Below are 24,560 nucleotides of genomic sequence, written 5' to 3' on the forward strand. Positions count from 1 at the left end.
TCATTTGACTAGCAATTATTCGCGTCAAACGAAAGAATCCACATGGAGCTCCGGCAGCTGCGGTACTTCCTCGTCGTCGCTGACGAGCTGCACTTCGGCAGGGCGGCCGAACGCCTGCACATCACCCAGCCGCCCCTGACCGTCGCAATCAAGGGCCTGGAACGCGAGCTCGACGTGCAGCTTTTCGACCGCACCACCCGCCGCGTCACCCTGACGCCGGCCGGCCAGGCGTTCAGGGATCGCGTCTCCGCCGCGGTCACCGATCTGGACAGCGCCGCCGGTGATGTTGCCGACGTCGCGGCGGGCAAGAGCGGCAGGATCAAGGTGGGCTTCGTCAGCTCCGCGAGCTACACCGCCGTCCCCGAGGCGATCCGCGCCTTCCGCCAGCACCGGCCACGGGTGGACCTGGTGCTGCACCCGCTCACCAGCGGCGAACAGATCGAACAGCTGCTCGACGGCGAGCTCGATGTCGGTCTGGTCCGCGACCCGGGCGATGTGCCCGGCCTCCACCTCGAACTGCTCAGCACCGAGGACCTGGTGGTTGTCCTTCCGGAAAACCACCTCCTTGCCGGGCAGGAAGAGGTCCGGCCGGAGGACCTCGAGGGCGAGCCCATGATCCTTTTCCCGTACCGTCTGATGCCTGGCTTCGTGTCCCGGGTCCTGCGGCTGTTCGAGCCGCTCGCGGTGCCCCCCGCCGTCGTGCAGCAGGCCATCCACCAGGAAACGGTCCTTGGCCTGGTGGCCGCCGGGCTGGGCATGTCCGTGCTGCCCGAATCCGTGGAGCGGTTCCAGATGCCCGGCGTGACCACGCGCCGTCTGGCCGGCCGGCCCCAGACGGAACTCCATGTGGCGCGGCCCTTATCCGTGTCGCCGGCAGCTGGTGAATTTGTGCGTTGCCTCCGAGGGGAAATTTCCCCCGGATCTATTGTGTGATCACACATCCCAGACGTAGCCTGAGCGGACTTACTTCCGCGGTACCAATGTGCCGCGCGCCCGCAAGCACCAGCAGAAAGTTGCGCCAGGCATGAGCGAAATATCAGACATTGTTGTGGTTGGAGCAGGTCCCGCCGGCCTGACCGTCGCATACGACCTCCGCGACCTCGACCTTAGGATCCGGGTGTTGGAAGCCGAAGAGGAGGTCGGCGGCCGGACGCGAAGCGTTCAGCTTGCTGGTGCAGCCGTCAACACCGGTGCAATGTTTATCTATCAGGGGACCCGCGCCGAGGCCCTTGCCCGGGAACTTGGGCTGGAAACCGCACCGTTTCACCCGACAACGTATGGCGTGCATATTGACGGTGTCACATCCGTTGCGCCGTCTACCCTCGGCGTTGTCAGCCAGTTGCCGCTGCCCGAGGAGTCGAAGACTGCACTGGTGGCTTTTATGGACGGGCTCGTCGGCGAATACCGGGAGACAGTGTCGAACGGCGCCATTACGGACAAGGCCGCCGGCCTGGAACAGGAAACGGTCGCTGCCAGACTCGACGGTCTTCCCCAGCCGGCCCGGAGTGTCATCGAAGCCGCCGTCCGCGGCGGATCCGTAGGCGATGCCGCCCAGCTCTCAGCCAAGTACGCCCTGCGGTACCTTGCCAGCTACATTGCCCACGAACAAAACAACCGGCTGTACCCCGTGCACGGGATGCAGGCTCTCCCGTACGCGCTGGCAGGAAATTTGGGGCACGCGACGACGGTTCAAACCGGGGTGCGTGTCCGGTCCGTGGTTCAGGAGGGCGGGCTTCTGCAGGTAACGGTCGACGACCACGGGCGGGAGCGCGTGCTGCTCGCCCGGCACGTGGTGATGACAGTTCCGGCGCCGCAGGTTCCTGCCCTATGCAGCGGCCTGCCGGGCTGGAAACGTGATGCCCTGCAGACAGCTGAGACTCCGGGCAGCACCACAGTGAGCATCGCCGCGAACATCAGGGGCCTGCCGGAATTTGGAGAATGGTCCTTCGTCTCCACCGTGGGACGAAAGTTCGACTGCATCATCAATCCGCAGCCGGGCGCCGTTCCCGGCGATGGCATTGCCAGATTCACCTGCTACGGGAACTCCGCAGGCTTCCTCCCCGGGATCGAAACCGACGAGCGACAGATCCAGGAGTGGGTGGAGGACTTCCTGCACGTTGCCCCCGAGCTTCGGGGCAGGATTGTGGGAGCCGTGGCTGAAACCTGGCAGCACTGCTTCTCCGTACTGTCCCCCAAGCGCAATGAAGCGTTGCCCGAACTCCAGCGCAGCGTTGGAAACCTTCATTTCGCCGGAGACTACACCTCAGAAACAGCCGGTTCCCACGGCGCGTACCAAGAAGCCGGGAGGGTGGCGCTGCTCCTGCGGAAAGAATTTGCAGGAGGAGTTGTGGCGGGAGCATCTGAAGAACCGGCCTTGATCTAGCCGGCAGAGTCCGTAGCAACCACCCGCTTGTAGGGCAGTCTTCGAAAGGAGGCTGCCCTACCGCCTTTCTGCAACTTTCCAGGTGTGACGCAACAAGCGGCCCGTGGGACTGGTCGTGATCACATATCTCATCTATAGTGTGATTCAGCCGACAGCTTTCGGGACGCTGCAGCCTCAGCATGTCCCATCATTGCTTGGCCGGAAAGGGTGTCACTGCGACCCCGGAACCGACCTGACAATTTCCATTACGAGACGTGGACGTCTCTGACCGCAAGGGAGATAACGTGGCCTCCGCCCGAATTGACGCAGACACCCGCATCCTCATCATTGGCGCCGGGGTGGTCGGTGCCGCTCTGGCCGATGACCTTACCCGCCAGGGTATGACGTCGGTGACTGTGGTGGACCAGGGGCCGCTGTACCGGACTGGCGGTTCCAGCTCCCATGCACCCGGCTTCGCTTTCCAGACCACCGGTTCTCCGGTCATGACGGAGCTCGCACGAAGGACGTTGGACAAGCTGGACGGGCTGACGCTGGACGGGCAGTGGATCCTCAAACGGGTGGGTGGCCTGGAACTGGCCTGCGATGAGGAACGGTTGGAGTACCTGCACCGCCGGCACAACCTTGCCCAGTCGTGGGGCGTCCCGGCGAGACTGGTCGCGCCGGAGGAGTGCGCTGAACTTTTCCCCGGTTTGGACGCGTCCGTTGTGCTGGGCGGTTTGCACACGCCGACGGATGGCGTCGTTAAGGCCGTCCGCGCCGTCGAGTGGCAGGCGCGCCGCGCCATCTCAAACGGCGCAAAGTTCTACGGCCACACGCAGGTGACGGGCTTCCGGATCGAGGCCGGCCAGGTCACCGGCGTCGACGTCCGCGCCACGCCGCCCGTGCGAGGCAACCCTTCCAAGGGTGAGCGGTTGCCCGAGGGGACGACCGTGCTCGAGGCCGATGTCGTTGTCGTATGCGCCGGCCTGTGGGGCCCGGGTCTTGGCAAAATGCTTGGTCTGGAACTGCCCATGGTGCCGATGGAGCACTGCTCCTCCTCAACGAGTGCTGTCCCGTCGCTTGTCGGCTCCAGTGAGGAGGAGGAGGTCAGCCTGCCCATGGTGCGGCACCAGGCAACCGGCTCCTACTTCCGCCAGTACGGCGAGCGGCTCCTGTGGGGCAGCTACGAACACCGCGTCATCACCGTGGAACAGGAGGAGATCGCCTCCCCCGAAGAGTTCGCCCAGACCCGCGTAGAACCGGCCATCCACCCGCTCACTTGGCCCGATCTGCAGGACGGCTGGAAAGCGCTCCGGCACCTGTTCCCGGACACGAATGCGTGCGAGCCCGACGACGGCTACAACGGCATCTTCTCCTTCACCCCCGACGGCAATCCTCTCCTGGGCGAGGTCCCGGGTATCCGCGGGCTGTGGCTGGGTGAGTCTGTCTGGCTGACCCAATCCGCAGGCGTCGCCGGCGTCCTGGCCGACTGGATTGTTACTGGCGACCCCGGAGTGGACACCACCGGTCTTGACTTCCGCCGTTTCGACCAGTCCCACCTGACCAGGACCGTCAGCCTTGCAAAAGCCGGCGAAAATTATGACGAGGTCTACGACATCGCCCATCCGCGAAAGCAGAGCAATACCCTGCGCAAGTTCGCAACCACCCCGTACTATGCCCGCCAGGAAGCATTGAAAGCTGAGTTCGGCTCAGCCCAGTGCGGCTGGGAGCGGCCACGTTGGTATGGCTCCCCGGACGGATCCGCGCCGTCCGTGGCCCGGGACGCCTGGGGCACCTACGGCTGGTCACCCAGCATCTCGGCAGAGGCTCGCAAGGCCGCCGGCGGCGTCGGTCTGGCCGACAGGGGAGCGGCCAGCGTGTTCGAGGTAAGGGGTGCCGGCGCGGCTCAGCACCTGCAGGACATCACCGGCGCGGGCACTTTCCTCCAGGTCAACGAGTGGACCCCCGTGCTGGTGGCGAGCCCCTCGGGAGGTATTGCCGCGGACGTGACTCTGGTGCGGACGGCGAAGGACGCCTACCTGATTGTGGGCAGCAGTCCCGAGGACATCTGGCACTTCCGGCGGGAAACGCCCTACTCTGTCTCAGTCTCCGATATCTCCTCTGCCACTACCGGCCTGGCGCTGATCGGGCCAAAGGCCGCTGCGGTCCTTGCCTCAGTGACACGCGGCGCCCTGCCCGCGGTTGGATCCTCGCAGGCGCCGGTGCTCGATATTGGCGGCGTCCCGGTCCGTGCCGTTGAGGAAACAACCACCGGTATTGGCGGCTGGACACTGTACGCCGCCACCGAGCATGGCCTGTACCTTTGGGACCTCCTCCTGGAAGCCGGGGCAGGCCACGGGATCGCCCCGGTGGGTGATGAAGCCGTTATTGCCCTTGCAATTGCCAACGGCATCCCCGCTTTTGGTACCGACTACGGCCCGCAGGACAACGCTGCCGAGGCGGGGCTCTCCGCGGCTGCCGGCGGTAAGGCTGCCCGGCCCGGCCATCGGATCCTGGTGCGGCTTCGGATGGACAGCAATCTTCACGCCGTCGTGCCGGGCGAGCCGGTGTCAAAGGACGGCAAAGTAGCCGGTTACGTGAGCAGCTCGGCGGAGGAACCCGCCACAGGCTACTTCCTCGCTTTTGCATGGGTAGACCCTGAAATTGCAGTGGCGGGCGCCGCCGTCGAGATTTCCCACCTGGGCGAGCGGTGGGCCGCCACTATCGACCGCGCGCCCGCAGCAGCCCCTTCCCTGGCAATGGTTGCTACAGACATGGCAGCGGGTGGCGCTGCGACGGTGGGTGACCGCCTTCCCGCAGCCGTCTAAACTTCCCCGCCGGGAGGCGACCCGGGCCCGTCGTTTTGCCGAATTTTCAAGCTCTCGATGACTGCGCGAACGCGCAGGAGCCCTGAGGATATAGGGCTAAAGCAATACAACGAAGGACGCGAGGCAGCGTATATCCGAACCCTGCTTCAACCAAAGCAAAGGAGCATACACACATGAGTGGAATCATTGTTGTAGGTGTTGACGGCAGTGCGACGGCCAGAAAAGCAGCGGAGTCAGCCAGGGACCTTGCCGCCGCCCTTGGCGCAACTCTCCACGTGGTGTCGGCGTTTGACGGTGACCGGTCGGAGCTATTCGGAACCGGTAGCGACAAATGGCTCGTATCCGACGCCGACAAGGCCGAACACGTTGCCAAAACCGTGGCAGACACCCTGGGCGGGGACATCAAGATCACCTACTCCGCAGCTTCAGGGCGGCCGGCAGATGCCCTTATCCGGGAAGCTATCCGCAAGGAGGCCCGCGTTATCGTTGTGGGCAACCGCAGAATGCAAGGCATTGGACGCGTGCTGGGCAGCGTAGCCAACAGCGTGGCGCATAATGCACCCTGCGATGTTTACATAGCCAACACCTACGAAGCTGACTAGCAGCTTCAGATAGCCCGCTTAGATGGCCCTTGGCAGGTTCGAGCTGGCAATAAGAGCGACAAAGCCTTCGGGAACCCGTGGTCCTCGAAGGCTTTGTCGCTCTTTACGTGCTGACGGTGTCCGATTCAGCCGTAACAAACCGGCGGCTCTGCGGCCGTATGGGCTTCGGGGACAGGCATGCCTACCGGTCGAGGCCTATTAGCTTCCATGGGAGACGGCGGGGATTGCCCGCAGCGACGTCGACTGCGACAGCGGCCCGCGCTGCGTCCTGCGGCGGCAACAGTGTGCCTGTTGCAATGGTGGCGTGGTTGGAGGAAATAACTCTGCCGTTAGGTCCCATGAGGACGACCACGGGATGACGGATTTGTAGCGCCCGCAGGAAGATGCCTTCAAGCGTTGCCAGTGGAAGATCGCATCCGAGGATGTGTGTCCCCTGGGCAGTGGGGGCAGGGACGCACAGCGTGATGATGCTGGAGTTAATTCCGCCAAAATCGACATAGGGTCCCACCGCCACCGGCTGCCCGGTGGAGGAGGGGAGCGTAAACCACTCCCGTGTTGTGTAGTCGTAGTAATTCAGTGATTCCGGGTTGAGGTCGTGGGTGACGAACTTTGGCTCTCCCTTGGGCTGCGCCCGCCACCATTCCAGCCAGTTCGGTGCCTGCGGCAAGCTCCCCGGGGCGTAGGCGATTCCGGCGCCGACAATGAGTTCGGAATGCAGCTTAATGAAGCTGGCGAGTTCCTGCTTCAGGAACAGAAAGTCGCTGCGGCGGGGAGTCTGGGCAGCCGCGTCCGCGGCCGACGAGACGGCCCTACCGATCTGTTCCAGATCTGTGAAAACCGAGTTGATGCTGGTGGAAAGAGCCTCGGCGGTCCGCTCAAGGATTTCTGTGAGGTGCTCCATGTCAGGCTCCTTCGTCGGGCTGCATCGTTAACCGCAGATGCTGCTCAATGAGAAATTCCATGTCGCTGCGGCTGTGCTGTTCGGCGGCGCTGGCTGCCGCGTCGTCATCCCGGGCGCGGATTGCCTGTACGATCGCCCGGTGTTGGTCCACCGCGATGTCCTCGCGGCCGGCGTCGGCGGGAGCGCCCCACCAGAGTGTCATCAGTTCGGCCTCCAGTTGCAGGGTTACTGAGGTCAGCCGACTGGATTGTGCGCCAACGCTGATGGCCACGTGGAACCTGCTGTCCACCCGCCGACGTGCTCTTTCGTCGGTGGTTTCGCGGTGGCGTCGCGCCAAATCCTCCAGATCCTGGACGTTCTGCCGGTCGGCGCGGGCGGCGGCCAGTCGGGCGGACATCGACGCGACCGCTATTCTCAGGTCTCCGAGATCCCGCAGGGCTTCGGTGCTGGTGTCTCGTAATTTGTGCCGCAGTTCCGAGTCTGTGAGTTCGATCTGCCGTCGGATGACGCTGCCGCCGCTGCGGCCGCGGCTGGTTTCGATCAAGCCCTTGGTCCGGAGCGCGGCAAGGGACTGGCGCAGGGTGATGGGGGAGATACCAAGCTCAGAGGCAAGGGCGGATTCGGTGGGGAGCCTGTCGCCTTCGGTCAGGATTCCCATCAGGATCGCCGTCTCGATCTGATACGACACTTGATCAGCGCGGCCCAAGCCGTCCGGTTCACTTCCCCGCAACAGCAGCAGCAGATCCAGGGCCCGCGATGAAACTGCCGCGCTCTCCATTGGACCCTTCCCTAAATGTCATGGACCAAGCCTGCCGACGACCAGAAACGCAACTATTTCCTTAAAGCTTTACACATTTCTACTTGGACTCCCTACGGGGTTACCTATTGCATTAATCATACAATGATGTATCTTTAATTTGTGACGCCAGGCACATGAGGCTCCTTGCAGGACTTGGCCTCCGGATGGTCTTGATGTCCTTGCCGGACACCAACGCGTCATTTTGATCCGTCACCTCTACCGCTGCTGATCTGCAGTGACCGGGGCATTGGTCCCTGAAAAGGAAGTTCAAACTCATGAAAGATGTAGCCATCGTCGGTGCTGGACTCGCCGGCCTTTCAGCAGCATGGCGGTTACGGCACTGGGACACGGTGGTCCTGGAGTCCGGCAGCCGGGTTGGTGGACGAATCCGTTCAGAACGCCGGGGTGATTACTGGCTGAACTGGGGCGGGCATGTCTTCGCCGGTGCCGGCTCCTCCACGGATGCCTTGCTGAGTGAGGTGGGGGTCATGGCCGTCCAGATCCCAGGATCGCTGCAGGCCTTGTCCATGAACGGAAAGTTCATCAAGAAGGGACACATCGCGACCTACCCTTTCCGGATCCCGATGTCGATTTCTTCGCGCATCGATACGCTCAAGGCCGGCATGAAGGTGGTCAGTGGAGTCGCCAAGTACACCGGCGTAGTCCGCAAGCGTCCGGGGGAGTCCGGTGCCATGCGGCAGCAGCGCATCTACGACTTCGCGAACGACACCTCCTTCCAGGACTTCATTGGAAACCTCTCGGAGGACGCGGCCGCGCTGTTCAAGACAACTGTCACCCGGTCCGCCGGAGATATGGACGAAATCTCGGCAGGCGCAGGCATCGGCTACTTCAGCCTGGTTCTTGGTTTCGGACAGGGGCTCAGCCAGGGCATCGTGGGCGGCCCGTCCACCCTCACGGAATCAATCGCCGCTGCACTGGGCGACCGTATCCAGCTCGAAGCCGCAGTCCACGAGGTAGTGCACAAGAAGGACTCCGTCGTGGTCCGTTACCGCCAGGATGGCGTGGACCGCGAGGTGGAGGCCCGCACCGTGGTGCTGGCTACCACAGCCGACGTCTCGCACAAGGTGGGCGTGGACCTGCCGGAGGAACTCCGCGGCGCCCTGAGCCAGATTAAGTACGGGCCCCACGTCAGCACCGCGTTCCTGACCAATGAGACCTCTGCCCGGCCCTGGGACGACATCTACGCCATCGCGGCGCCCAAGCGTTCCTTCGCGATTGCGTTGAACCAGGCCAGCATCGTCCGGGGCACCGAGTCCATGCGGAAGCCCGGCGGCAGCTTCATGACCTTCTCTCCCGCAAGCCTTGGCCGGGCCCTGCTGGAGAAGAGCGAGGAGGAAGTCATCAAGACCCACCTCACCGACCTTGACCAGATCCTCGGCCACGGCTTTGCCGACAGCGTCGTCGAGGCCAAGATCGACCGCTGGAAGAATGCTTCCCCGTACTGCTTCCCCGGGCGGGCCAAGATTCAGTCCACGCTCATGCGCGGCAGCGACCGCGTCTTCCTGGCCGGCGACTACCTTGGCACCCTCTACACCGAGAGCTCCATCACCACCGGGTTCTCCGCTGCGCAGGAGGCCGCCAGCCGGCTCGCCACCCAGCGCCAGGCACCGCCGGCCTCCGGCCTCTCCATCGTCGCCTGACCAACCAACCCTGAACCACCGCCCCCAGTACTCAGAAGAGGAACAATCCATGTCGAACAACCTCCGCGGCGTCCTGACCGCACTGTCCACCCCGTTCAACCAGGACGAGACCATCGACGTTGAGACCCTGCGCCGGATCGTCGACCGCTCCATCGAAGCCGGCGTGGACGGCGTTGTCGCCGCCGGTTCGACCGGTGAAGTGGGAGCCCTGTCCTCCGAGGAGCGACTGCTCCTGATCGAAACGGTCATCACGCAGGCCAACGGCCGGGTCCCGGTCATCGCCAACACCGGCGCCACGTCCACGGCTGAGGCCATCCGGCTGTCCCAGGCTGCCGAGAAGCTGGGCGCGGACGTGCTGATGCTTATCACCCCCTACTACGAGCCGCTTTCCCTGGAGGAGACGGTCACCTACATCAAGGATGTTGCCAACTCTGTCAAGATCCCGGTGATGCTCTACAACATCCCGGCCGTCACCGGCGTGAACCTTGACCCGGTCACAGTGCGGGCACTGGCCGAGGAAGTGGAGAACATCCGCTATATCAAGGACTCCAGCGCCAACTGGGAACAGGCCCTGCAGCTCATCCACCACCACTCGGACGTTATCGGCACGTTCATCGGCTGGGACGTCTACCTCTACAGCGCCCTAGTTGAAGGTGCAGCCGGCGTCATGGCGGGCACGGCGAACGTGGTCCCGAACGAGATCGTTGCCGTCAGCCGCAAGATCTCCGACGGTGACCTGGCCGGTGCGCTGGAGCTGTGGAAGAAGGTCTACCCGGTCATCGACGCTCTCCTCTCTGTGCCGTTCATTCCCGCCGTCAAGACGGGCCTTGGACTGCAGGGACTCCCGGCCGGATCGCCGCGGCGCCCCACGGCAGACCTGGGTGCCGAGGAACGGGCCCGCGTTGAGCAGGCCCTGGCCGCCCTTTACCAGACGATCGGCTAAAGCATGGGTACCGATTTCGGAGCCTTCCTGTCCCACGTCTCGGACATTATCTGGGCGCCCATGGCTTACGTGGTCCTGGGTCTCGGGGTTGCCTACTCCATCGCTACCAAGGGCATCCAGTTCCGCCGCGTTCCGGACATGTTCCGGCAGCTGAAGGACAGCGAAGGCGGCGAAGGCGGCCTGTCATCCTTCCAGGCCCTGGTGCTGGCGCTGGCCAGCCGCGTGGGAGTGGGCAGCATTGCCGGCGTTGCGACGGCCGTCGGTGCCGGCGGACCGGGCGCCCTGGTCTGGATGGCCGTCACCGGTCTGGTGGGATGCACCGTGGGCTATGCCGAAGCTGCCCTGTCCCAGACGTTCAAGCGCCAGGTCCAGGACGAGGACCGGCGCAGCGCGAATGAGGATATCGGCGGCATGCCCTACTACATCAAGTACGGCCTGAAGCTGCCCAAGGTGGGTGCCCTCGTTGCCATACTCGGTGTCATTGGTTACGGGTTCGTCTTCCCCGGCCTGCAGGTCAACACCATCGCAGCCAGCGCCAAGCTGGCATTCGGACTGGACAGCTGGATCCCCGCCGTCTTTGTCACCATCCTGATCGCCCTGGTCATTTTCGGTGGAACCACCCGCCTGGTGAAGGTCACCCAAGCCCTGGTCCCGGTCCTTGCGATCGGCTACCTGCTCCTGGCCCTCGCCGTCATCGGCATCAACATCGGCAGCGTCCCTGCCGCCGTGGCCCTCATCTTCCAATCTGCGCTCGGTATCCACCCCGTCCTGGGCGGCATCGCCGGCGCTGCCGTGGCCTGGGGCGTGCGCCGTGCAGTCTTTGCATCCTCCAACGGCCTGGGTGAAGCAACATTCGCGGCTGCCGCAGCCCGCACCTCCCACCCGGGCAAGCAGGGCCTGGTCCAGACGTTCAGCATCTACATCGATGTGCTGCTGATCTGCATGGCCACCGGCCTCATGATGGTGGTATCCGGCAAGTACAACGTCTCCGACGGTTCAGGCGGCTACCTGGTCAACAACCTCCCAGGGGTCCCGGTCGGTGCAAACTGGGTCCAGGAAGCCATCGACACCCTGATCCCCGGATGGGGCGCCGCGTTTGTGGCCATCGCCGTGCTCCTCTTCGGATTCACCTGCCTCCTTGCCTACTTCTACGTCGCGAACTCGAACCTCCTCTACCTTCTGGACGGAAGGCCCGGGCATGCCTGGAAGAACATTCTCAAGGTGGGAACCATGGCCATTGTCTTCATCGGATCCGTGGTGAACGCCCAAGTGGTATGGGCCGCGGGCGACATCGGGCTCGGCCTGATCGCGTGGGTCAACCTCATCTGTCTGGTCTTCCTGTTCCCGCTGGTCCGCAAGATCTACAAGGACTACGAACGCCAGCGGAAGCTGGGCCTGGACCCCACCTTCAACCCGAAGGCCCTGGGCATCGAGGGAGCCGATTTCTGGGAAGAAAAGGTTCCTGTCGAGCACCATCACCACCACCTTCGTCACGCCAGCCATTCCGTCGAAAGGACATCGGACACGCCATGACAACCGCAGAAAAGACACTGTTCACCGTCCGCCGGGCCGCGAGCCCGCTGGTACCTTCCCTCCCTCCCTTCGGGCAGTTCATCGGCGGGGCGTTCGTCCCCTCCACGTCCACCGAAACCGCCGACATAGTTGACCCCGCCACCGAGGAAGTCCTCATGCAGGTCCCCGCGGGCACCGTGCAGGACGTTGATGCAGCCGTCGAGGCCGCGGTTGCTGCAAAGGCGGGCTGGGCCGCCACCACGCCGCGGGACCGGTCCGCCGTCCTGCTGAAGATCGCGGACATCATCGAGGCCAATCGGGAACTGTTCGAAACCCTGGAAGCGGCCAACACCGGCAAGCCGGCAGCCGTTGCCGAGGACGATATTTCCAGCGCCATCGACACGTTCCGGTTCTCCGCCGGTGCCGCCCGTGCCTTCAGCACCCTGGGTGCGGATGACTACGCCGAGAACCACACCTCCGTGATCCACCGTGAACCCGTTGGCGTCGTCGGCGTGATCACGCCGTGGAACTACCCGTTGCTGATGGCCGCGTGGAAGATCGCCCCCGTCCTTGGCGCGGGCAACACCCTGGTGCTCAAGCCTTCCGAGCAGACGCCGCTGACCACGCTCAAGCTGGCCGAACTCATCGCAGGCGAAGTTCCGGCCGGCGTCGTCAATATCGTCACCGGCCCCGGCCGGATAGTGGGCAACCGCCTCTCCGAACACCCCGGCGTGGACCTGGTGGCTATCACCGGGAGCGTGGGGAGCGGGCAGAAAGTCGCCGCCAGCGCAGCCGCCTCGGTCAAGCGTGTCCACCTGGAGTTGGGCGGCAAGGCTCCTGTGGTCGTGTTTGACGACGCCGACCTGGAAGCGGCAGCCAAAGGTGTCCGCAGTGCGGGGTTCTGGAACGGCGGGCAGGAATGCGGCGCTGCCTGCCGTGTCCTGGTCCACGAGTCAGTGGCGGAAAAGTTCACGGAACTGCTGGTCAAGGAAATCAGCGAAATTTCCGTGGGCACCCCCGGTGCCGGCGACGACGTCGAGATCGGCTCCATGATCTCCAAGGCACACTACGAACGGGTCCTCGCAGCCCTCGACGATGTCCGCAAGGACGGCCACACTATCGCTGTCGGCGGCAACGCGATCGATGGCCAAGGTTACTTCATCGAACCCACCGTGGTTACCGGCGTGCCCGCCGGTGCACCCATCACCAGTAACGAGATCTTCGGGCCCGTGGTGTCGGTGGAGACCTTCGGCAGCGACGAGGAGGCTGTGGCCCGGGCGAACGAAACCATCTACGGCCTGGCAGCCTCCGTCTGGACAAAGGACTCCGCCCGGTCGCTCACCGTTCCGCGGAAGCTGGACTTCGGCACGGTGTGGGTCAACTCGCACCTAGTCATCGCCACGGAAATGCCCTGGGGCGGTTTCAAGGGATCCGGATACGGCCGCGATCTGTCCAGCTACGCCCTGGACGACTTCTCCCGCACCAAGCACGTCATGTACAACCGCGGTTAGCCCCGTGTTACCTCCAGCCATGCACCTTGGACCCCCAGGGTGCATGGCCCCTTTCGTGAAAGGACCACAAGCATGAGCCTGCGCCGCGTCACCGATTGGACCATCCTGCCCGGCGCCAGCGTTGAAATCGGCACCCGGGGTCGCACCTTTGCAGCGGACACCTGGACGCCGTGACGGACGACGGAAAGATCCTGTGGCTACAGACCCTAGCGCAAGGCCGGAGGCTGTTCGAAATGACCGAACTCTACGAGGCCTGGGCAGCGGATGCATGATGAGCAGGAACAAAAACGTTTCCTCTCCCCTCGAGCGGCCGGGGGAGCCGGCCCCTCAGTGGAGCAGAGTTGGATGAATCGGAGACGCATTTCCCGGATGTATCACCGGCTGGGCTTCAACTTGGGGAGCCCTAGCCTGGGCCATCATGCCACCGTCGATGTTGAAGATCTGCCCGGTGACATATGCAGATTCTGCAGATGCCAGGAAGACAACGGCAGCAGCGACGTCCTCGGGAGCGCCGCGGCGTCCTAGCGGAATTTGGGCAGCGCGGGGATCCTCTGTATGTGCCGGTTCCCCGTCGACGGCAATGGCTCCGGGACGTATGGCATTGATTCGGATGTTCCAGGGGGCGAGATCTATGGCTACGGCCCGCGTAAATGATTCCATCGCACCTTTGACGGAGTCGTAGGGGATGCTCCTCCGGTGGGCACGTTCGGCTCCGATGGAGCTGATATTGACGATGGATCCCTTCTGCCCGTTCGCGGCCAGCCTCCTCGCTGCCCGTTGGGTGCAACCGTAGAACATATTCATGTTCTTGCCCACGAAGAGTTCCCAATCGGACGGCCCTACTGAAAGGAAGTTTCGCCAGACCGTCTCACCGGAGCGGGCGTAGGCGTTGTTGACCAGCACTTCGACAATGCCGAGCGCATTCTCCGTCTCGTCAAAAGCCCGGTCCACTTCGGCAAAGTCCGACATGTCGCCGCCCGCAAGGTACGCGGCCACACCGGCTGCACGCAACTCAGTGACAACAGCTGCCGCCGCCTCTGCATCGATGTCGTTGACCGCAACGCGGGCACCCTCCGCTCCACAGCGGAGCGCAATGGCTCGTCCGATGTTCCGGCCGGCCCCGGTGACCAGCACGGTGCGGTCTTTGAGAGCCCCATGGCCTGTCGTAACTGAGGGAGATAGCCAGGGAGTCGTGACTTGGTTACGGTTCATGCCTTCTCTTCAAGGATCTTAGGTCTGGCGGTTATGCCACAGGGTAACTGGCTCGACGCGTAAATAATGTCGGCGCTCTTTGATCCGTATGAAGGACGATTCCAACGCTGGGATCTGGGCCCCGGTCGGCTCATTTCACGTCCCCGCCGCGATGGACGACGGCATGGTCTTGCTGTTACTACCCGCTTCTACACACAAAGGACTGACGAAGTGCTTTCCTTAGGGGCTGAGTAGCTTTCCAGCTCCACGGACGCCGGACCCGGGAATGTCCAAGTCGGCCGTGTGCCGGGCAGGGGGTGGAAACCAAGCCCCGTACATTTCAGATGTGAGAAAGCACCGGCGCTCATTAGAGGCAGAAAGCCTCAGCCAGAACACGGAGCGGTCCGCTGTGAACTCATCCACGGTCCCCACCGCCACGACGCCATCTTCGAGAGCTACTGCAATGACGTCCTTAGGTTCAATGGTGCTCCACCTGGCCTGCTGCCACTTCTGCTGCTCAAGTTCTCGCAGGTTCAACGGGGGTAGGTTGATCATGGGCCCTAAGTCTTTCGAGGTAAGAGGCGGAAATATGCGTCTACAGCCGCCCCTAACCGGCACGCCTTGAGAAGCGTTCCCATCATCCGGGTGGAGGCTGGTGAGACCGAAACTTAGTAAAGGTTGAAGTACTTGGTGTCCTGGGCCGGGGACTCCCAGTCAGAGCTCCAGCAAAATGGGCAGTCAAGGGCAAACGCTCCACAGCAACCGATCTGCTGTACGGGAGAGACGCTGCGTTCCGTCACTCCCGCGGCTTTTTCCAGGAGAGCCGTGCTGCGCTTGGCGTTTGATGATGCCATCTTTTTCATGGCAGATCTTCCTTAGATTATTGAGCGAATATTGGCTCCACCGAATCAACGGCGGGTGGCCCAAAGCGTCTGCCTTGGGTAAACCTTTTGATAAGACAACTTTAATATGTGATCACAAATCACGCAAGGGGTCTAACCAAAATGCTATGGCCCGCTGAGCAGAAGCCGTCTGATACGACGATCTCCGCCGGCAGCAACTAAATCCCGTCACAGATCCCCATGGCCGATGGCTGGAGTCGTTAAAGATGTCACTGGATGTCTCATGCCTTGGAAGCATGTGCAGAACGGCCTGAACCGTACATCTGTGCCGAACTCCAAATCTTCGAAGAGTCAATTCGGACTGGACAGAACGGCTACGCTGGGCAAGTGGAAATCCGGGCCGTGCTTTTCGATTTGGACGACACTTTGTTTGACCATCAAGCGTCCAGCCGTGCTGCAGTTCATACATTTCTCGGCCAGTTGGGATTGAACCGCTCGGAGGAACTGACGCGGGCATGGTTCGACATTGAGAACCGCGTTTTCGACCGCTTCCTGGCGAAACAGCTTTCACTTCAGGAGCACCGCCGTGAACGGCTTCGTCAGTTCCTTCCCCTGACAACGATGTCCATACCCAAAAAAGCCCGCCAACTTGACGAGTTGTTCGTACTCTTCCTTGAGAACTATGAGGATGCCTGGACTGCGTTCCCGGATGCTGCCCTTGCCCTGCGGACACTAAATGCCGCTGGAGTACCCGTCGCCGTTGTCACCAACGGAGTACTGGACCAGCAATCAGCCAAGGTTCGGAAAATAGGGCTTGGGCCGTTCGTCAATCAGGTCTTTAGTTCAGATGCGACCGGCTACGCCAAGCCTGCGCCCGAAGCTTTTTTGAAGCCGTGCATGAGTATGCAGGTCTCGCCTGCGCAAGGGCTATATGTAGGCGACAACTATCGAGTGGACGTCGAAGGAGCGCAAAACGCTGGCCTACACGCGATCTTCCTTGATCGAGAGGGTCCCAGGCATCCGGGGTCTATACAAAGCCTTAGTGACTTGCCGCCTCTGCTATCCGGCAGAACGGCAGCCCGGACCGTTCGTTCGTCCTGAATTGATTCGTTGTCTGAACGGCAGCTCTACGGTTCCTGCACCGTTGTGATGGCCACCAAGCAACCCTCGCTCTCTAATGCAACGGCTTCAGCATCGAGCACCAGCGTTGCCAGGCTATCCAGCCTCTGGCCGCTAGAGAGGGCACCTATCCCGTGAAGAACGGTGGCCGCTACGACTCCGGCAGCGGGGTCGAGCAACATCTGACCAGCTAGCCGCATAACCGCCACGGAGCCAGCACAAATGCCACGCCGTGTCATGAGGTTTAATCCCAGTTGCGGCTCGCCCGTGCTGCCCTCAAAAGCCATGGGCGCTTCCCCCTCAAACTCGATTGTCTGGCCGAGCCGCAACGTGCAACTGCCGCGGTCCGAGGTCATCGTAATGGGGCCATCACTGGCGAGTGTAAACACGCGATCGATTCCCGACAGCAACGAAAAAGCTGCCGGTTGTGTCAGGTCCGCCAGACTCAACCGCCACCTGTAGTCCGGAGATGACTTAGAACCCCCCGCTGTGTCGGTCGCAATTTGTCGCGTATAGCCCGCACCGTTTAACCATGCGATCCGAGGCAGCTGAGACGGGAGTATCACTGTGTCAGTGAACGTGGGAATCATTGGCATCCTGGTCGGTAGATAGTTGCGTTCCTTCCCACCCAATGACACACCCGGAGAAGATCCCCGTCCAATATCATTTGGCCATAAGTCACTAGCGTCAGCCGAAAGAATCACCCGACGGGCGGCTCCGCCAAGACCTTGGACGACATCACACGGCTCACCGACCATTCTGGAACCATCTACAGCAACTATGCAGACCCCAAGGCGTCTCGCCGCCTTTCGACAGGAGCCTCATCGGCCGATGAATGCAGCCCTTTTACTGCCACTCCCCCGCCCATTTTTATACGCCGATAACCTGCCTTTAGTAAAGCTACGGCGAGGGGCAAGGCACAGTTTGGGCATCGATAGGGGAGCGGGTCACTCCAGCTTGGCGTGGCGCAGGTACTGGTAGACGGTTTCCCTGCTCTTGTCAGGTTGGGGTGTACCCCACTGTGAAGGGCCGTAGGGCCCTGAAACTGTAGGTGGGGAGTGACTGACTGTCGCACGCCTGGGTTCAATGTTCTCAGCGGATAGTACGGAGCTTCCAACCGTCCGCACGGCGGAAAATTTGACTACCTCGTCCATAGGAGAGCTTTAGCCGAATCATGCTTTGATCCGAAGCCAGGTCTTCGATTACTCCACGTGCAATGACTAGGTCGTCATCTAACACCTCAATTTCATTACCGGCTCTGATCTCGTTCCAATCGAAAATTTCGAAAGACGCTGGCGTCATTCAGCAGGGGTCGGACGCGCTTTGCCAAACCCGGTATAGGAATCCAAGGGTTTCATCGGTAGCCCAGACTTGGTAGCCGGCTCTCTTCTCATAGAGTCTCCTGTGATCGTTGGTGGGCAGGATCCAAAGGATGGATCCGTCCGTTGTGACCTCGTCGACCGTGCCTGAGCAGATAACTTGTCCATTGAGCCGGACCTCGACTTGGACTCGTGCCAGAGAGGTCCAGTCATCGATACGTTGGGACGTCATGGTGATTGCCTTCTCCTGCGGCCACGCCGGGGGTGGTGTGGGTGGGTTTTCACTGGGTAAGAGCGCGGTGTATCCAACGAATGATTATTTGCGCGATCTCGCTGCTGTTGGGTTCGAGCATCATCATGTGTCCGTTCCCGGTGATCCCGTGGTGGGACAGCTGGATGTGTTCATGGTTCACACCGGCTTGGGTGAGAAAACGTGAGGTGGCGGCGTCCACCCTGGTGCGAAACGAGGCCTCGGCGGTAACGATGGCTGTTGGAGTAGAGGCGAGGCGGGTAAGTGTTCTTGCTGGTTCTTCTTGAAGCCAGCCCTGTATCTCGCCGCGAACTGTGTTCTCATTCCGGACTGGCTGGAGTGTCTTTCCGGAGGGGAGAGGGGGGTCGAACGTTAAGGGCATTCTCGATATGCCGAAGGGTCGTTCAGGCCCGGGGAGCGGGGCGTCCCACTCCCCGGGATTGTAGGAGAGGTCAAAGAACGGGGGCCCGTTGGGTTCTACAGTCACATGAGCCAGTACGAGTTCAGGCCTGCGGTCGGTGACGCCAAAACCGAAAGTGCTGGCTTGCGAGTGCGTGAGCAAGATTGCGGGCCCGATGTCGAGCAGGAGTTGTTCCAGGGCCAGTACGTTGAGTTCCTCGGCTAGGCGCCTGTCCACGAGGCTTGGCAGCTGGGATGCGCTGAAGCGGTTGAACGTGGGGTCGTCGTCGGGCCATCGTGTATGTCTGTTGGCATCCGGGAAGCGCTGGTAGCGCTTGGTCCGGGCGAAGAGTGAATCCACGTCGTACAGGGGCATCGGATCGGCTCGCCCGTATTGACGGGGGTCCGTGCCGGACCGTCCCCGTCCTACCTGGTCGACAACCACTGTTTCGTGGCCGGCGGTCACAAAATCTTGTGCCCATCCCGGGGTGCCCGCGAGGTTGGTAATAAATCCGGATCCACTTTGACCTGTGCCGTGGACCATGACTACCGGCGGCAGTGTTGGCGGGTGCTTTGGCCGATAGCGTTCTGCGTACATTTGGCCGGTTATGAAAGTGCCGTCCTCGGTAAGCATCTCGCGGCCTCCGCTGTAGAAGACCTCGTGCATTTGCCTAGGCCCTTATCCTGACGCTGTTGCTGAGGATGCCGATGCCTTCTATCTCGAGCCTGACGTTACGGACTCCTTCGCGCAGATCAAGCGATGCGAGGGGCCTGTCCCGTGAACCTCCGCTTACTGCTGTGCCAAGGGTGACGATATCTCCCGGTAGGAGTGTCTCGTAGTGCGAAATGAACGAAAGGACGTCTGCAACGCCATAGCGGTAACTGGCGGAGTTATCCGACATCACCAGTTCGTCGTCGAGCCAGCAGCGCATGGCGAGGGAGTTCGGATCACCGATTTCGTCGGGCGTGGAAATGACGGGGCCGAGGGGACCGAATGTGTCAGCGCTCTTGTATCGGCCAGCGTAGCTTGTGTGTTGTTCGATCACCTTGAACCCGCCATCGCCGTCCGGGATGTCGAAGTTGAAGTGGAAGTGGTCTTCGTTCCTCATTCTGATCGAGGTGATGTCGTTCAGGATGGTGTATCCGAAAATTGCGGACATTGACTCAAGCGCCGTAGCTTCGGTAAGCCTGTCACCGATCACGACGGCAAGTTCGGGTTCAGGGTGGGTCAGTCCGTATTCCTCCTTCAAGAGGATGTCTCCCTCGTGGCCTATCAGGGACGTGGGGGACTTGAGGAAGAACGCAGGGTGCTCGGGTCCACTTATACGTGCCTTGTCGAATGCGCGGTTGTTGATGGCAACGCAGCAAATTTTCCCGGGCTGTTCGATGGGAGGAAGCCATTGGACGGCGGCAGCCGGGATTTCGGGTTGTTCTGCAAGGGTTTGGGCGGAAATGGCAGGTAGCGCGCCTGAACGGATCAGGGCCAGCATATCCCCCGCGGATGCTGCAGCCGACGCTGCTTCATTCATCTGCAAAGCGCCGGAGATATCGACCAGTTTGCCGTCTGGGAGCAGTGCTGCGAGGACTTTCCGTCCGTCAGAGGTGACGGTAGCGAGTTTCAAGATTGGGCCTTTCCTGGAATTGGTGCACGATGGTGTTCAAACGCCGAGAAGGCGCTGGCCATTGAGTGCTGAAATCTGATGCAGAACTTCTGGCGAGACGCCGGCCCGGAGCAGGACTGACAAAATGTAGCGGTAGGACTCGATAGGGCTGGGGTTGCCGGCCTGCCCCAGGTCGGATCCGAGAATCGTCTGGGAAGGTCCGCAGGCTTCCAAGTAGGCCAAGAGGGTGGGAATCTCGGCCTGATAGAGGTGAGAGCTCGGGTCATACATGCACAGCGAGTGCTCCATCGTCACCCCGGCCTGGGCCCATCGGCGGCATGTTTCCAGATCCGCCCCAACCACGAAGTTGGGGTGGTTGACGACAATTCGCTCGATGCCCAGTCCACGGGCTGCATCAATCAGCCTGTCCACGACGGCTGCGTCCGAATGCCCTGTCATCAGGATGGCTTCCTTTTCGAGGATTATTTCCAGGATTTCCATCGCGGCAGGAAGAAGTTTTCCGTCTTCCCCAAGCACAGGCACCAGCCCGGGAGACCGGAGCTTGATAGCAGGGTCAGGGAAGTTGAGCTCCTCATGCAGGCAAGCATGCTTTTTCGCGGAGATAGTGGGGAACCAGACTGCCTTGCCACCCAATGACAGTGCGAGGTCGACAGCATCGGGGTTAAGGCCTCCGGTGACACTGTTGAGCGGAATTCCCGAAAACACCGGCAACGGAAATCCGCCGATCGCGGCATCAACAGCCAAGGCGTCGGTCACCATCGAATGGTGATGCGACTTCACGACAATTGCGCGGAAGCCAGCTTCTGCGGCGTCTACCGCCGCCTGGACCATTGTCAGGCGCCTCGGAAAGGGTGAGGGTCCCGGGTGAACGTGGAGGTCCACACCGCCCTTGAGAATCTCTGCAATCTGGGCGTTCTCGTCGAGTTGTTCCATGGTCGCCACTGTCAGCTCCTTGCTTGTACGTCTTTGGACTGCATTCTGTTTTACCACGCAGGACAGTGTCCTAGTCAACAGGACGTTTTTTGGACGTGAGTGTTGACTCTGTGCCGTAAATGGTTCTATCGTGTGATTACTGTCTCACTAAGAGGGATTTGATCATGACAGACATCCAAGTCATCCAGCGCGTTGCCGATATTCTCGGCGCCTTCAACGAGGACACGTCCTCAGTGCGGCTTGGGCCGCTCGCGAAGGAACTGGACGTGCAGCGCTCCACGCTTCACCGGTACCTGAACTCAATGGCGAACGCCGGCATGTTGGGAAGGGCCCCTGACGGGGCGTTCACGTTGGGGCCTCTCGCCCAGCGGATCGGGGCGTTGGCTTTGGATGTTGGTCTGGGACACGAGGTACTGGCCCAGGCCGTGTCCGAGCTCTGCACCGCGACCCGCCTAACGGTAGTGCGCAGCGTATGGAACGAGCTCGCCCCGGTGGTCGTACAGACCCAGACACCGGACACTCCAACCCATGTCAGCGTCAAAGTCGGCACCAGGCTCCCCATTACCTCCGCCCAGATGTACGTCTTTCTTGCCTTCAGCGGGGGAGAAGAGCGCACCTCCCCGCTGATGTCGCTCCTGCCGGAGAGCCAAAAGCAGGAACTGAAGCAGGAGATTGAAGCTGCAGCCGCTCAGGGCGTCGCCATTGGAGGCCGCGTCTCCTCCGGGGTCCGCGCCCTCGCCGCTCCAGTACTTGATGCTGAGGGCAAGACAGTGATGTCTTTGGCCCTCATTGGAACAACCCTTGATATCCCTGATTCCCCCTTCAGCAGGGAAGCCAGGGCCCTCGTCGATACAGCCGCACTGCTCAGCACCAGACTCGGCTTCGCCGGCAAACACCCCGGAAAGTCTTTCCTCGAAGAAGAGGCCCTTAGAGCCGTCTAGACGTTCCACAACACACCCGCAAAATAGCAACTCCCACGGCGTGCCCAGGCGCCCGTGCGATCCGTCCTGCCCGCAAGGAAGCGAACATGACACATTCACCGACCCCGACCGGACCTCTTAGAGGGACCCTTGTCCTGGACCTCAGCCGCGCTCTCGCAGGCCCCCATGCCGGAATGATGCTGGGCGACCTCGGCGCCCGGGTTATTAAGGTCGAAACTCCTGCCGGCGACGACACACGTTCATGGGGGCCGCCTTTCACCGGTCCTGTGGATGACCTGCAGTCCACCTACTTCCTCTCCTGCAACCGCAACAAGGAATCCGTCGTCGTGGACCTAAAGACGGAGAAGGGGACCTCGGCACTGGCTTCACTCGTTTCCGAAGCGGACGTGCTGATTGAGAATTTCCGTCCAGGCGTGCTGGACCGGCTTGGTTTCAGCACGAACCGCCTCTTGGAACTAAATCCCCGACTCGTGGTCCTGTCGATTACAGGATTCGGTCACGACGGCCCCGAATCCCACCGCAGTGGGTACGACCAGATCCTTCAGGGTGAAGCAGGGCTGATGTCACTCACCGGCTCCGGTCCGGATGATCCCCAGCGAACAGGAGTCCCGATAGCTGACTTGCTTGCCGGCATTTACGGCGTCTCGGGCATTCTTGCGGCCCTGTTGGAACGCGAGGTAAGTGGCCGGGGAAAGATTGTTCGTACTTCACTCCTGGCCGCGGTGGTTGGTGTGCACGCCTTTCAAGGTACTCGGGTGACAGTTGCCCACGAGACCCCCCAAGCCCAGGGCAACCATCACCCTTCGATCGCCCCATATGGGCTCTTCGCCTGCCGCAACGGCCACGTGCAGATCAGCGTGGGCAGCGAAAAGCTCTGGAAGGCGTTCGCCAACCGTTTCGAATTGGACACCGCGGCTCCTCGCTTCGCCACCAACGCAGACCGTGTCCGTCACCGCACTGAGCTGCAGGCACAAATTGAAGCTGCCTTCGCACAGCATGAAGTAGACGACCTCCTGGGCATCCTGGACGTCGCAGGTATTCCAGCCGGCCGCGTCCGGAATCTCACGGAAGTTTACGAATGGGAACAGCTACGGTCGCAACACCTCCTCGTTGAAGTCGACCATCCGCTCCTCGGCGTCGTAGCCCTTCCCGGATCTCCGCTGCGGTTTTTTGAAAAGGACGGCACTGAAAGCACCCGCCGCGAGCACTCTGCGCCGCCGCTCCTTGACCAGGACGGCGAGGGGATTCACGCATGGATCTCAGCCAGGAGCCAACAATGAGCACGCTTACAGCCCAACGCCGTTCCCGCTATACGTCGGCCCGATCGATGCTCGAGGCGACCTTGGACCCAGGCAGCTTCGTCACATGGGATACGCCTGTGGACTACTCCGCGGCTGAGGAGACGTACCGCCTCGAGCTGGAGGAAGCAGCCAGGAGTACCGGGGTGGATGAGTCCGTCATTACTGGTGAGGGACTTATAGGCGGACGGCGGGTCGCTGTGGCCTTGAGTGAGTTTGGCTTCCTTGGCGGCTCCATTGGCCACGCCACTGCAGACCGGCTTGTGCGTCTTTTCGAGCGGGCGACGGCGGAGGGCTTACCCGTTTTGGCCAGTCCTTCCTCCGGGGGCACCAGAATGCAGGAGGGTACTCCAGCCTTTGTTGCCATGGTCAGCATCACCGCAGCAGCGCGGCGCCATAAGCAGAGCGGGCTGCCGTATCTGGTCTATCTGCGTCATCCCACTACCGGTGGGGCGTTCGCCTCCTGGGGTTCGTTGGGGCATATCACCGCAGCCGAGCCGGGTGCGCTGTTGGGGTTCCTCGGTCCCCGGGTTTATCAGGCTCTCTACGGTCAACCGTTTCCGGACGGCATCCAACAAGCTGAGAATTTATACGCCCAAGGACTCATCGATGCGGTGGTCCCAGTTACACAACTTCGTAACTTGGTCTTCCGAACCCTCGGGCTCCTGGATAAGCGTGTCACTGGTGAAGCGCCGGCGGCACCATCCGATGATCAATCCGACCGGGCACCCGCAGCTTGGGACGCCGTTCAAGCTACCCGTCAGCCGAGACGGCCTGGAGTGCGGCACCTGCTCAAGTACGGTGCCAGCGAGGTCCTGCAACTCAACGGAACGGGCCAGGGCGAACGTGACGGCCGGATGTTCCTGGCTCTCGCCCGGTTCCACGGCAGCAGCTGTGTAGTGATCGGGCAAGACCGGCACCCGAGCGGGTCGCCCGCGCCGCTGGGGCCGGCGTTCCTCAGAGAGGCTCGCCGGGGGATGAGGATCGCTGAAGAACTCGGACTCCCCCTGGTCACAGTGATCGATACCGAGGGCGCCGCGCTGTCTCCGGAGGCAGAGAACGGGGGCCTTGCCGGTGAAATTGCCAGGTCGATCTCGGACTTGATCGGGCTGCGCACCCCCACCGTTTCAGTATTGCTCGGGCAGGGAACCGGAGGTGGAGCTCTAGCCTTGCTGCCCGGCGACCGAACAATAGCCGCCGGAAGGGCCTGGCTGGCTCCCCTTCCCCCTGAGGGGGCCAGCACCATCCGCTATCGCACTACTGAAAGGGCTGCCGAGATGGCCGAGCGGCAGCATGTGGGAGCCGCGTCCCTGCTCAAAGCGGGGATCGTCGACACCATCGTCCCGGAACCGCACGACCCCATCCGCAACCCTCATGAGCTCACTGCTGGTATCTCAGCTGCTCTGGGACGCGCCATGGAGCAGTTAGCAGGAATTCCCACAGCCGCGCTGCTCTCGGGACGGCAGCGGAAATACGCCAGCATCAAACCATTTCACTCCTGAACAAATAAACAAACCAGTGAAAAGA

At 61.9% G+C, this 24,560-nt stretch carries 20 protein-coding genes; 12 read left to right on the forward strand and 8 right to left on the reverse strand.

Annotation, left to right across the window (positions count from 1 at the left end; genetic code table 11):
- Positions 1-42: 42 nt before the first annotated feature.
- The 4 genes from ACFWIX_RS08420 to ACFWIX_RS08435 all read left to right on the forward strand — a co-directional run bounded on the left by ACFWIX_RS08420 (position 43) and on the right by ACFWIX_RS08435 (position 5,792).
- Positions 43-933, forward strand: a complete 891-nt coding sequence (locus ACFWIX_RS08420) for a LysR family transcriptional regulator (protein ID WP_377215671.1) — start codon at positions 43-45, stop codon at positions 931-933.
- Positions 934-1,024: 91 nt separating this feature from the next.
- On the forward strand, positions 1,025-2,383 hold the full coding sequence (locus ACFWIX_RS08425) for a flavin monoamine oxidase family protein (protein ID WP_377215672.1): 1,359 nt from the start codon (positions 1,025-1,027) through the stop codon (positions 2,381-2,383).
- 284 nt (positions 2,384-2,667) lie between these two features.
- Positions 2,668-5,190: an FAD-dependent oxidoreductase gene (locus ACFWIX_RS08430; RefSeq protein WP_377215673.1), complete on the forward strand. Its 2,523-nt coding sequence runs from the start codon at positions 2,668-2,670 to the stop codon at positions 5,188-5,190.
- A 173-nt stretch (positions 5,191-5,363) separates the two neighbouring features.
- A complete protein-coding gene (locus ACFWIX_RS08435; protein ID WP_377215674.1) occupies positions 5,364-5,792 on the forward strand; it encodes a universal stress protein in 429 nt (142 codons plus the stop codon).
- A 181-nt stretch (positions 5,793-5,973) separates the two neighbouring features.
- Here ACFWIX_RS08435 and ACFWIX_RS08440 read toward each other — a convergent pair whose 3' ends face one another.
- Positions 5,974-6,693 (reverse strand): cache domain-containing protein, encoded by a 720-nt coding sequence (locus ACFWIX_RS08440; protein WP_377215675.1) that lies wholly within the window; start codon positions 6,691-6,693, stop codon positions 5,974-5,976.
- Position 6,694: 1 nt separating this feature from the next.
- Positions 6,695-7,471, reverse strand: coding sequence for a FadR/GntR family transcriptional regulator (locus ACFWIX_RS08445; protein ID WP_377215676.1), 777 nt, complete (start codon positions 7,469-7,471; stop codon positions 6,695-6,697).
- 296 nt (positions 7,472-7,767) lie between these two features.
- Here ACFWIX_RS08445 and ACFWIX_RS08450 point away from each other — a divergent pair, with 296 nt between their 5' ends.
- The 4 genes from ACFWIX_RS08450 to ACFWIX_RS08465 are packed head-to-tail and all read left to right on the forward strand — an operon-like array spanning position 7,768 to position 13,119.
- A complete protein-coding gene (locus ACFWIX_RS08450) occupies positions 7,768-9,153 on the forward strand; it encodes a protoporphyrinogen/coproporphyrinogen oxidase (RefSeq protein ID WP_377215677.1) in 1,386 nt (461 codons plus the stop codon).
- A 49-nt stretch (positions 9,154-9,202) separates the two neighbouring features.
- A complete protein-coding gene (gene dapA, locus ACFWIX_RS08455) occupies positions 9,203-10,096 on the forward strand; it encodes a 4-hydroxy-tetrahydrodipicolinate synthase (protein WP_377215678.1) in 894 nt (297 codons plus the stop codon).
- A gap of 3 nt (positions 10,097-10,099) precedes the next feature.
- Positions 10,100-11,629, forward strand: a complete 1,530-nt coding sequence (locus tag ACFWIX_RS08460; protein WP_377215679.1) for an alanine/glycine:cation symporter family protein — start codon at positions 10,100-10,102, stop codon at positions 11,627-11,629.
- A complete protein-coding gene (locus ACFWIX_RS08465; protein ID WP_377215680.1) occupies positions 11,626-13,119 on the forward strand; it encodes an aldehyde dehydrogenase family protein in 1,494 nt (497 codons plus the stop codon). Before ACFWIX_RS08460 ends, ACFWIX_RS08465 begins: the two co-directional genes overlap by 4 nt.
- A 327-nt stretch (positions 13,120-13,446) precedes the next feature.
- Here the strand turns inward: ACFWIX_RS08465 and ACFWIX_RS08470 are convergent, their stop codons facing one another.
- Both ACFWIX_RS08470 and ACFWIX_RS08475 read right to left on the reverse strand, forming a co-directional pair.
- Positions 13,447-14,331: an SDR family NAD(P)-dependent oxidoreductase gene (locus tag ACFWIX_RS08470; RefSeq protein WP_377215681.1), complete on the reverse strand. Its 885-nt coding sequence runs from the start codon at positions 14,329-14,331 to the stop codon at positions 13,447-13,449.
- A 647-nt stretch (positions 14,332-14,978) separates the two neighbouring features.
- Complete coding sequence (locus ACFWIX_RS08475; protein ID WP_377215682.1) at positions 14,979-15,173, reverse strand: hypothetical protein; 195 nt, start codon at positions 15,171-15,173, stop codon at positions 14,979-14,981.
- Positions 15,174-15,539: 366 nt separating this feature from the next.
- On the opposite strand from ACFWIX_RS08475, the gene ACFWIX_RS08480 reads away from it, so the two are divergent.
- Complete coding sequence (locus ACFWIX_RS08480; protein WP_377215683.1) at positions 15,540-16,253, forward strand: HAD family hydrolase; 714 nt, start codon at positions 15,540-15,542, stop codon at positions 16,251-16,253.
- A 26-nt stretch (positions 16,254-16,279) separates the two neighbouring features.
- On the opposite strand, the gene ACFWIX_RS08485 is transcribed toward ACFWIX_RS08480, so the two are convergent.
- The 4 genes from ACFWIX_RS08485 to ACFWIX_RS08500 form a co-directional block, all read right to left on the reverse strand.
- On the reverse strand, positions 16,280-17,029 hold the full coding sequence (locus ACFWIX_RS08485) for a HutD family protein (protein WP_377215684.1): 750 nt from the start codon (positions 17,027-17,029) through the stop codon (positions 16,280-16,282).
- Between the two features lie 842 nt (positions 17,030-17,871).
- Positions 17,872-18,906: an alpha/beta fold hydrolase gene (locus tag ACFWIX_RS08490; protein WP_377215685.1), complete on the reverse strand. Its 1,035-nt coding sequence runs from the start codon at positions 18,904-18,906 to the stop codon at positions 17,872-17,874.
- A 4-nt stretch (positions 18,907-18,910) separates the two neighbouring features.
- On the reverse strand, positions 18,911-19,861 hold the full coding sequence (locus ACFWIX_RS08495; RefSeq protein WP_377215686.1) for a fumarylacetoacetate hydrolase family protein: 951 nt from the start codon (positions 19,859-19,861) through the stop codon (positions 18,911-18,913).
- Between the two features lie 36 nt (positions 19,862-19,897).
- A complete protein-coding gene (locus ACFWIX_RS08500) occupies positions 19,898-20,794 on the reverse strand; it encodes a DUF6282 family protein (RefSeq protein WP_377215904.1) in 897 nt (298 codons plus the stop codon).
- A gap of 164 nt (positions 20,795-20,958) precedes the next feature.
- Here ACFWIX_RS08500 and ACFWIX_RS08505 point away from each other — a divergent pair, with 164 nt between their 5' ends.
- The 3 genes from ACFWIX_RS08505 to ACFWIX_RS08515 all read left to right on the forward strand — a co-directional run bounded on the left by ACFWIX_RS08505 (position 20,959) and on the right by ACFWIX_RS08515 (position 24,535).
- Positions 20,959-21,735: an IclR family transcriptional regulator gene (locus ACFWIX_RS08505; RefSeq protein ID WP_377215687.1), complete on the forward strand. Its 777-nt coding sequence runs from the start codon at positions 20,959-20,961 to the stop codon at positions 21,733-21,735.
- A gap of 86 nt (positions 21,736-21,821) precedes the next feature.
- Entirely contained in the window at positions 21,822-23,015 is a 1,194-nt protein-coding gene (locus tag ACFWIX_RS08510) for a CaiB/BaiF CoA transferase family protein (RefSeq protein WP_377215688.1), read from the forward strand.
- On the forward strand, positions 23,012-24,535 hold the full coding sequence (locus ACFWIX_RS08515) for a carboxyl transferase domain-containing protein (protein WP_377215689.1): 1,524 nt from the start codon (positions 23,012-23,014) through the stop codon (positions 24,533-24,535). Before ACFWIX_RS08510 ends, ACFWIX_RS08515 begins: the two co-directional genes overlap by 4 nt.
- Positions 24,536-24,560 lie beyond the last annotated feature (25 nt).

The organism is Pseudarthrobacter sp. NPDC058362, from assembly GCF_042723515.1.
Classification (GTDB): domain Bacteria; phylum Actinomycetota; class Actinomycetes; order Actinomycetales; family Micrococcaceae; genus Arthrobacter.

Coding starts and splice junctions, on each gene's coding strand:
- ACFWIX_RS08420 (WP_377215671.1), top strand. CDS start 43: ATGGAGCTCCGGCAGCTGCGGTACTTCCTCGTCGTCGCTGACGAGCTG.
- ACFWIX_RS08425 (WP_377215672.1), top strand. CDS start 1,025: ATGAGCGAAATATCAGACATTGTTGTGGTTGGAGCAGGTCCCGCCGGC.
- ACFWIX_RS08435 (WP_377215674.1), top strand. CDS start 5,364: ATGAGTGGAATCATTGTTGTAGGTGTTGACGGCAGTGCGACGGCCAGA.
- ACFWIX_RS08440 (WP_377215675.1), bottom strand. CDS start 6,693: ATGGAGCACCTCACAGAAATCCTTGAGCGGACCGCCGAGGCTCTTTCC.
- ACFWIX_RS08445 (WP_377215676.1), bottom strand. CDS start 7,471: ATGGAGAGCGCGGCAGTTTCATCGCGGGCCCTGGATCTGCTGCTGCTG.
- ACFWIX_RS08450 (WP_377215677.1), top strand. CDS start 7,768: ATGAAAGATGTAGCCATCGTCGGTGCTGGACTCGCCGGCCTTTCAGCA.
- dapA (WP_377215678.1), top strand. CDS start 9,203: ATGTCGAACAACCTCCGCGGCGTCCTGACCGCACTGTCCACCCCGTTC.
- ACFWIX_RS08460 (WP_377215679.1), top strand. CDS start 10,100: ATGGGTACCGATTTCGGAGCCTTCCTGTCCCACGTCTCGGACATTATC.
- ACFWIX_RS08465 (WP_377215680.1), top strand. CDS start 11,626: ATGACAACCGCAGAAAAGACACTGTTCACCGTCCGCCGGGCCGCGAGC.
- ACFWIX_RS08470 (WP_377215681.1), bottom strand. CDS start 14,331: ATGAACCGTAACCAAGTCACGACTCCCTGGCTATCTCCCTCAGTTACG.
- ACFWIX_RS08475 (WP_377215682.1), bottom strand. CDS start 15,173: ATGAAAAAGATGGCATCATCAAACGCCAAGCGCAGCACGGCTCTCCTG.
- ACFWIX_RS08485 (WP_377215684.1), bottom strand. CDS start 17,029: ATGGTCGGTGAGCCGTGTGATGTCGTCCAAGGTCTTGGCGGAGCCGCC.
- ACFWIX_RS08490 (WP_377215685.1), bottom strand. CDS start 18,906: ATGCACGAGGTCTTCTACAGCGGAGGCCGCGAGATGCTTACCGAGGAC.
- ACFWIX_RS08500 (WP_377215904.1), bottom strand. CDS start 20,794: ATGGAACAACTCGACGAGAACGCCCAGATTGCAGAGATTCTCAAGGGC.
- ACFWIX_RS08505 (WP_377215687.1), top strand. CDS start 20,959: ATGACAGACATCCAAGTCATCCAGCGCGTTGCCGATATTCTCGGCGCC.
- ACFWIX_RS08510 (WP_377215688.1), top strand. CDS start 21,822: ATGACACATTCACCGACCCCGACCGGACCTCTTAGAGGGACCCTTGTC.
- ACFWIX_RS08515 (WP_377215689.1), top strand. CDS start 23,012: ATGAGCACGCTTACAGCCCAACGCCGTTCCCGCTATACGTCGGCCCGA.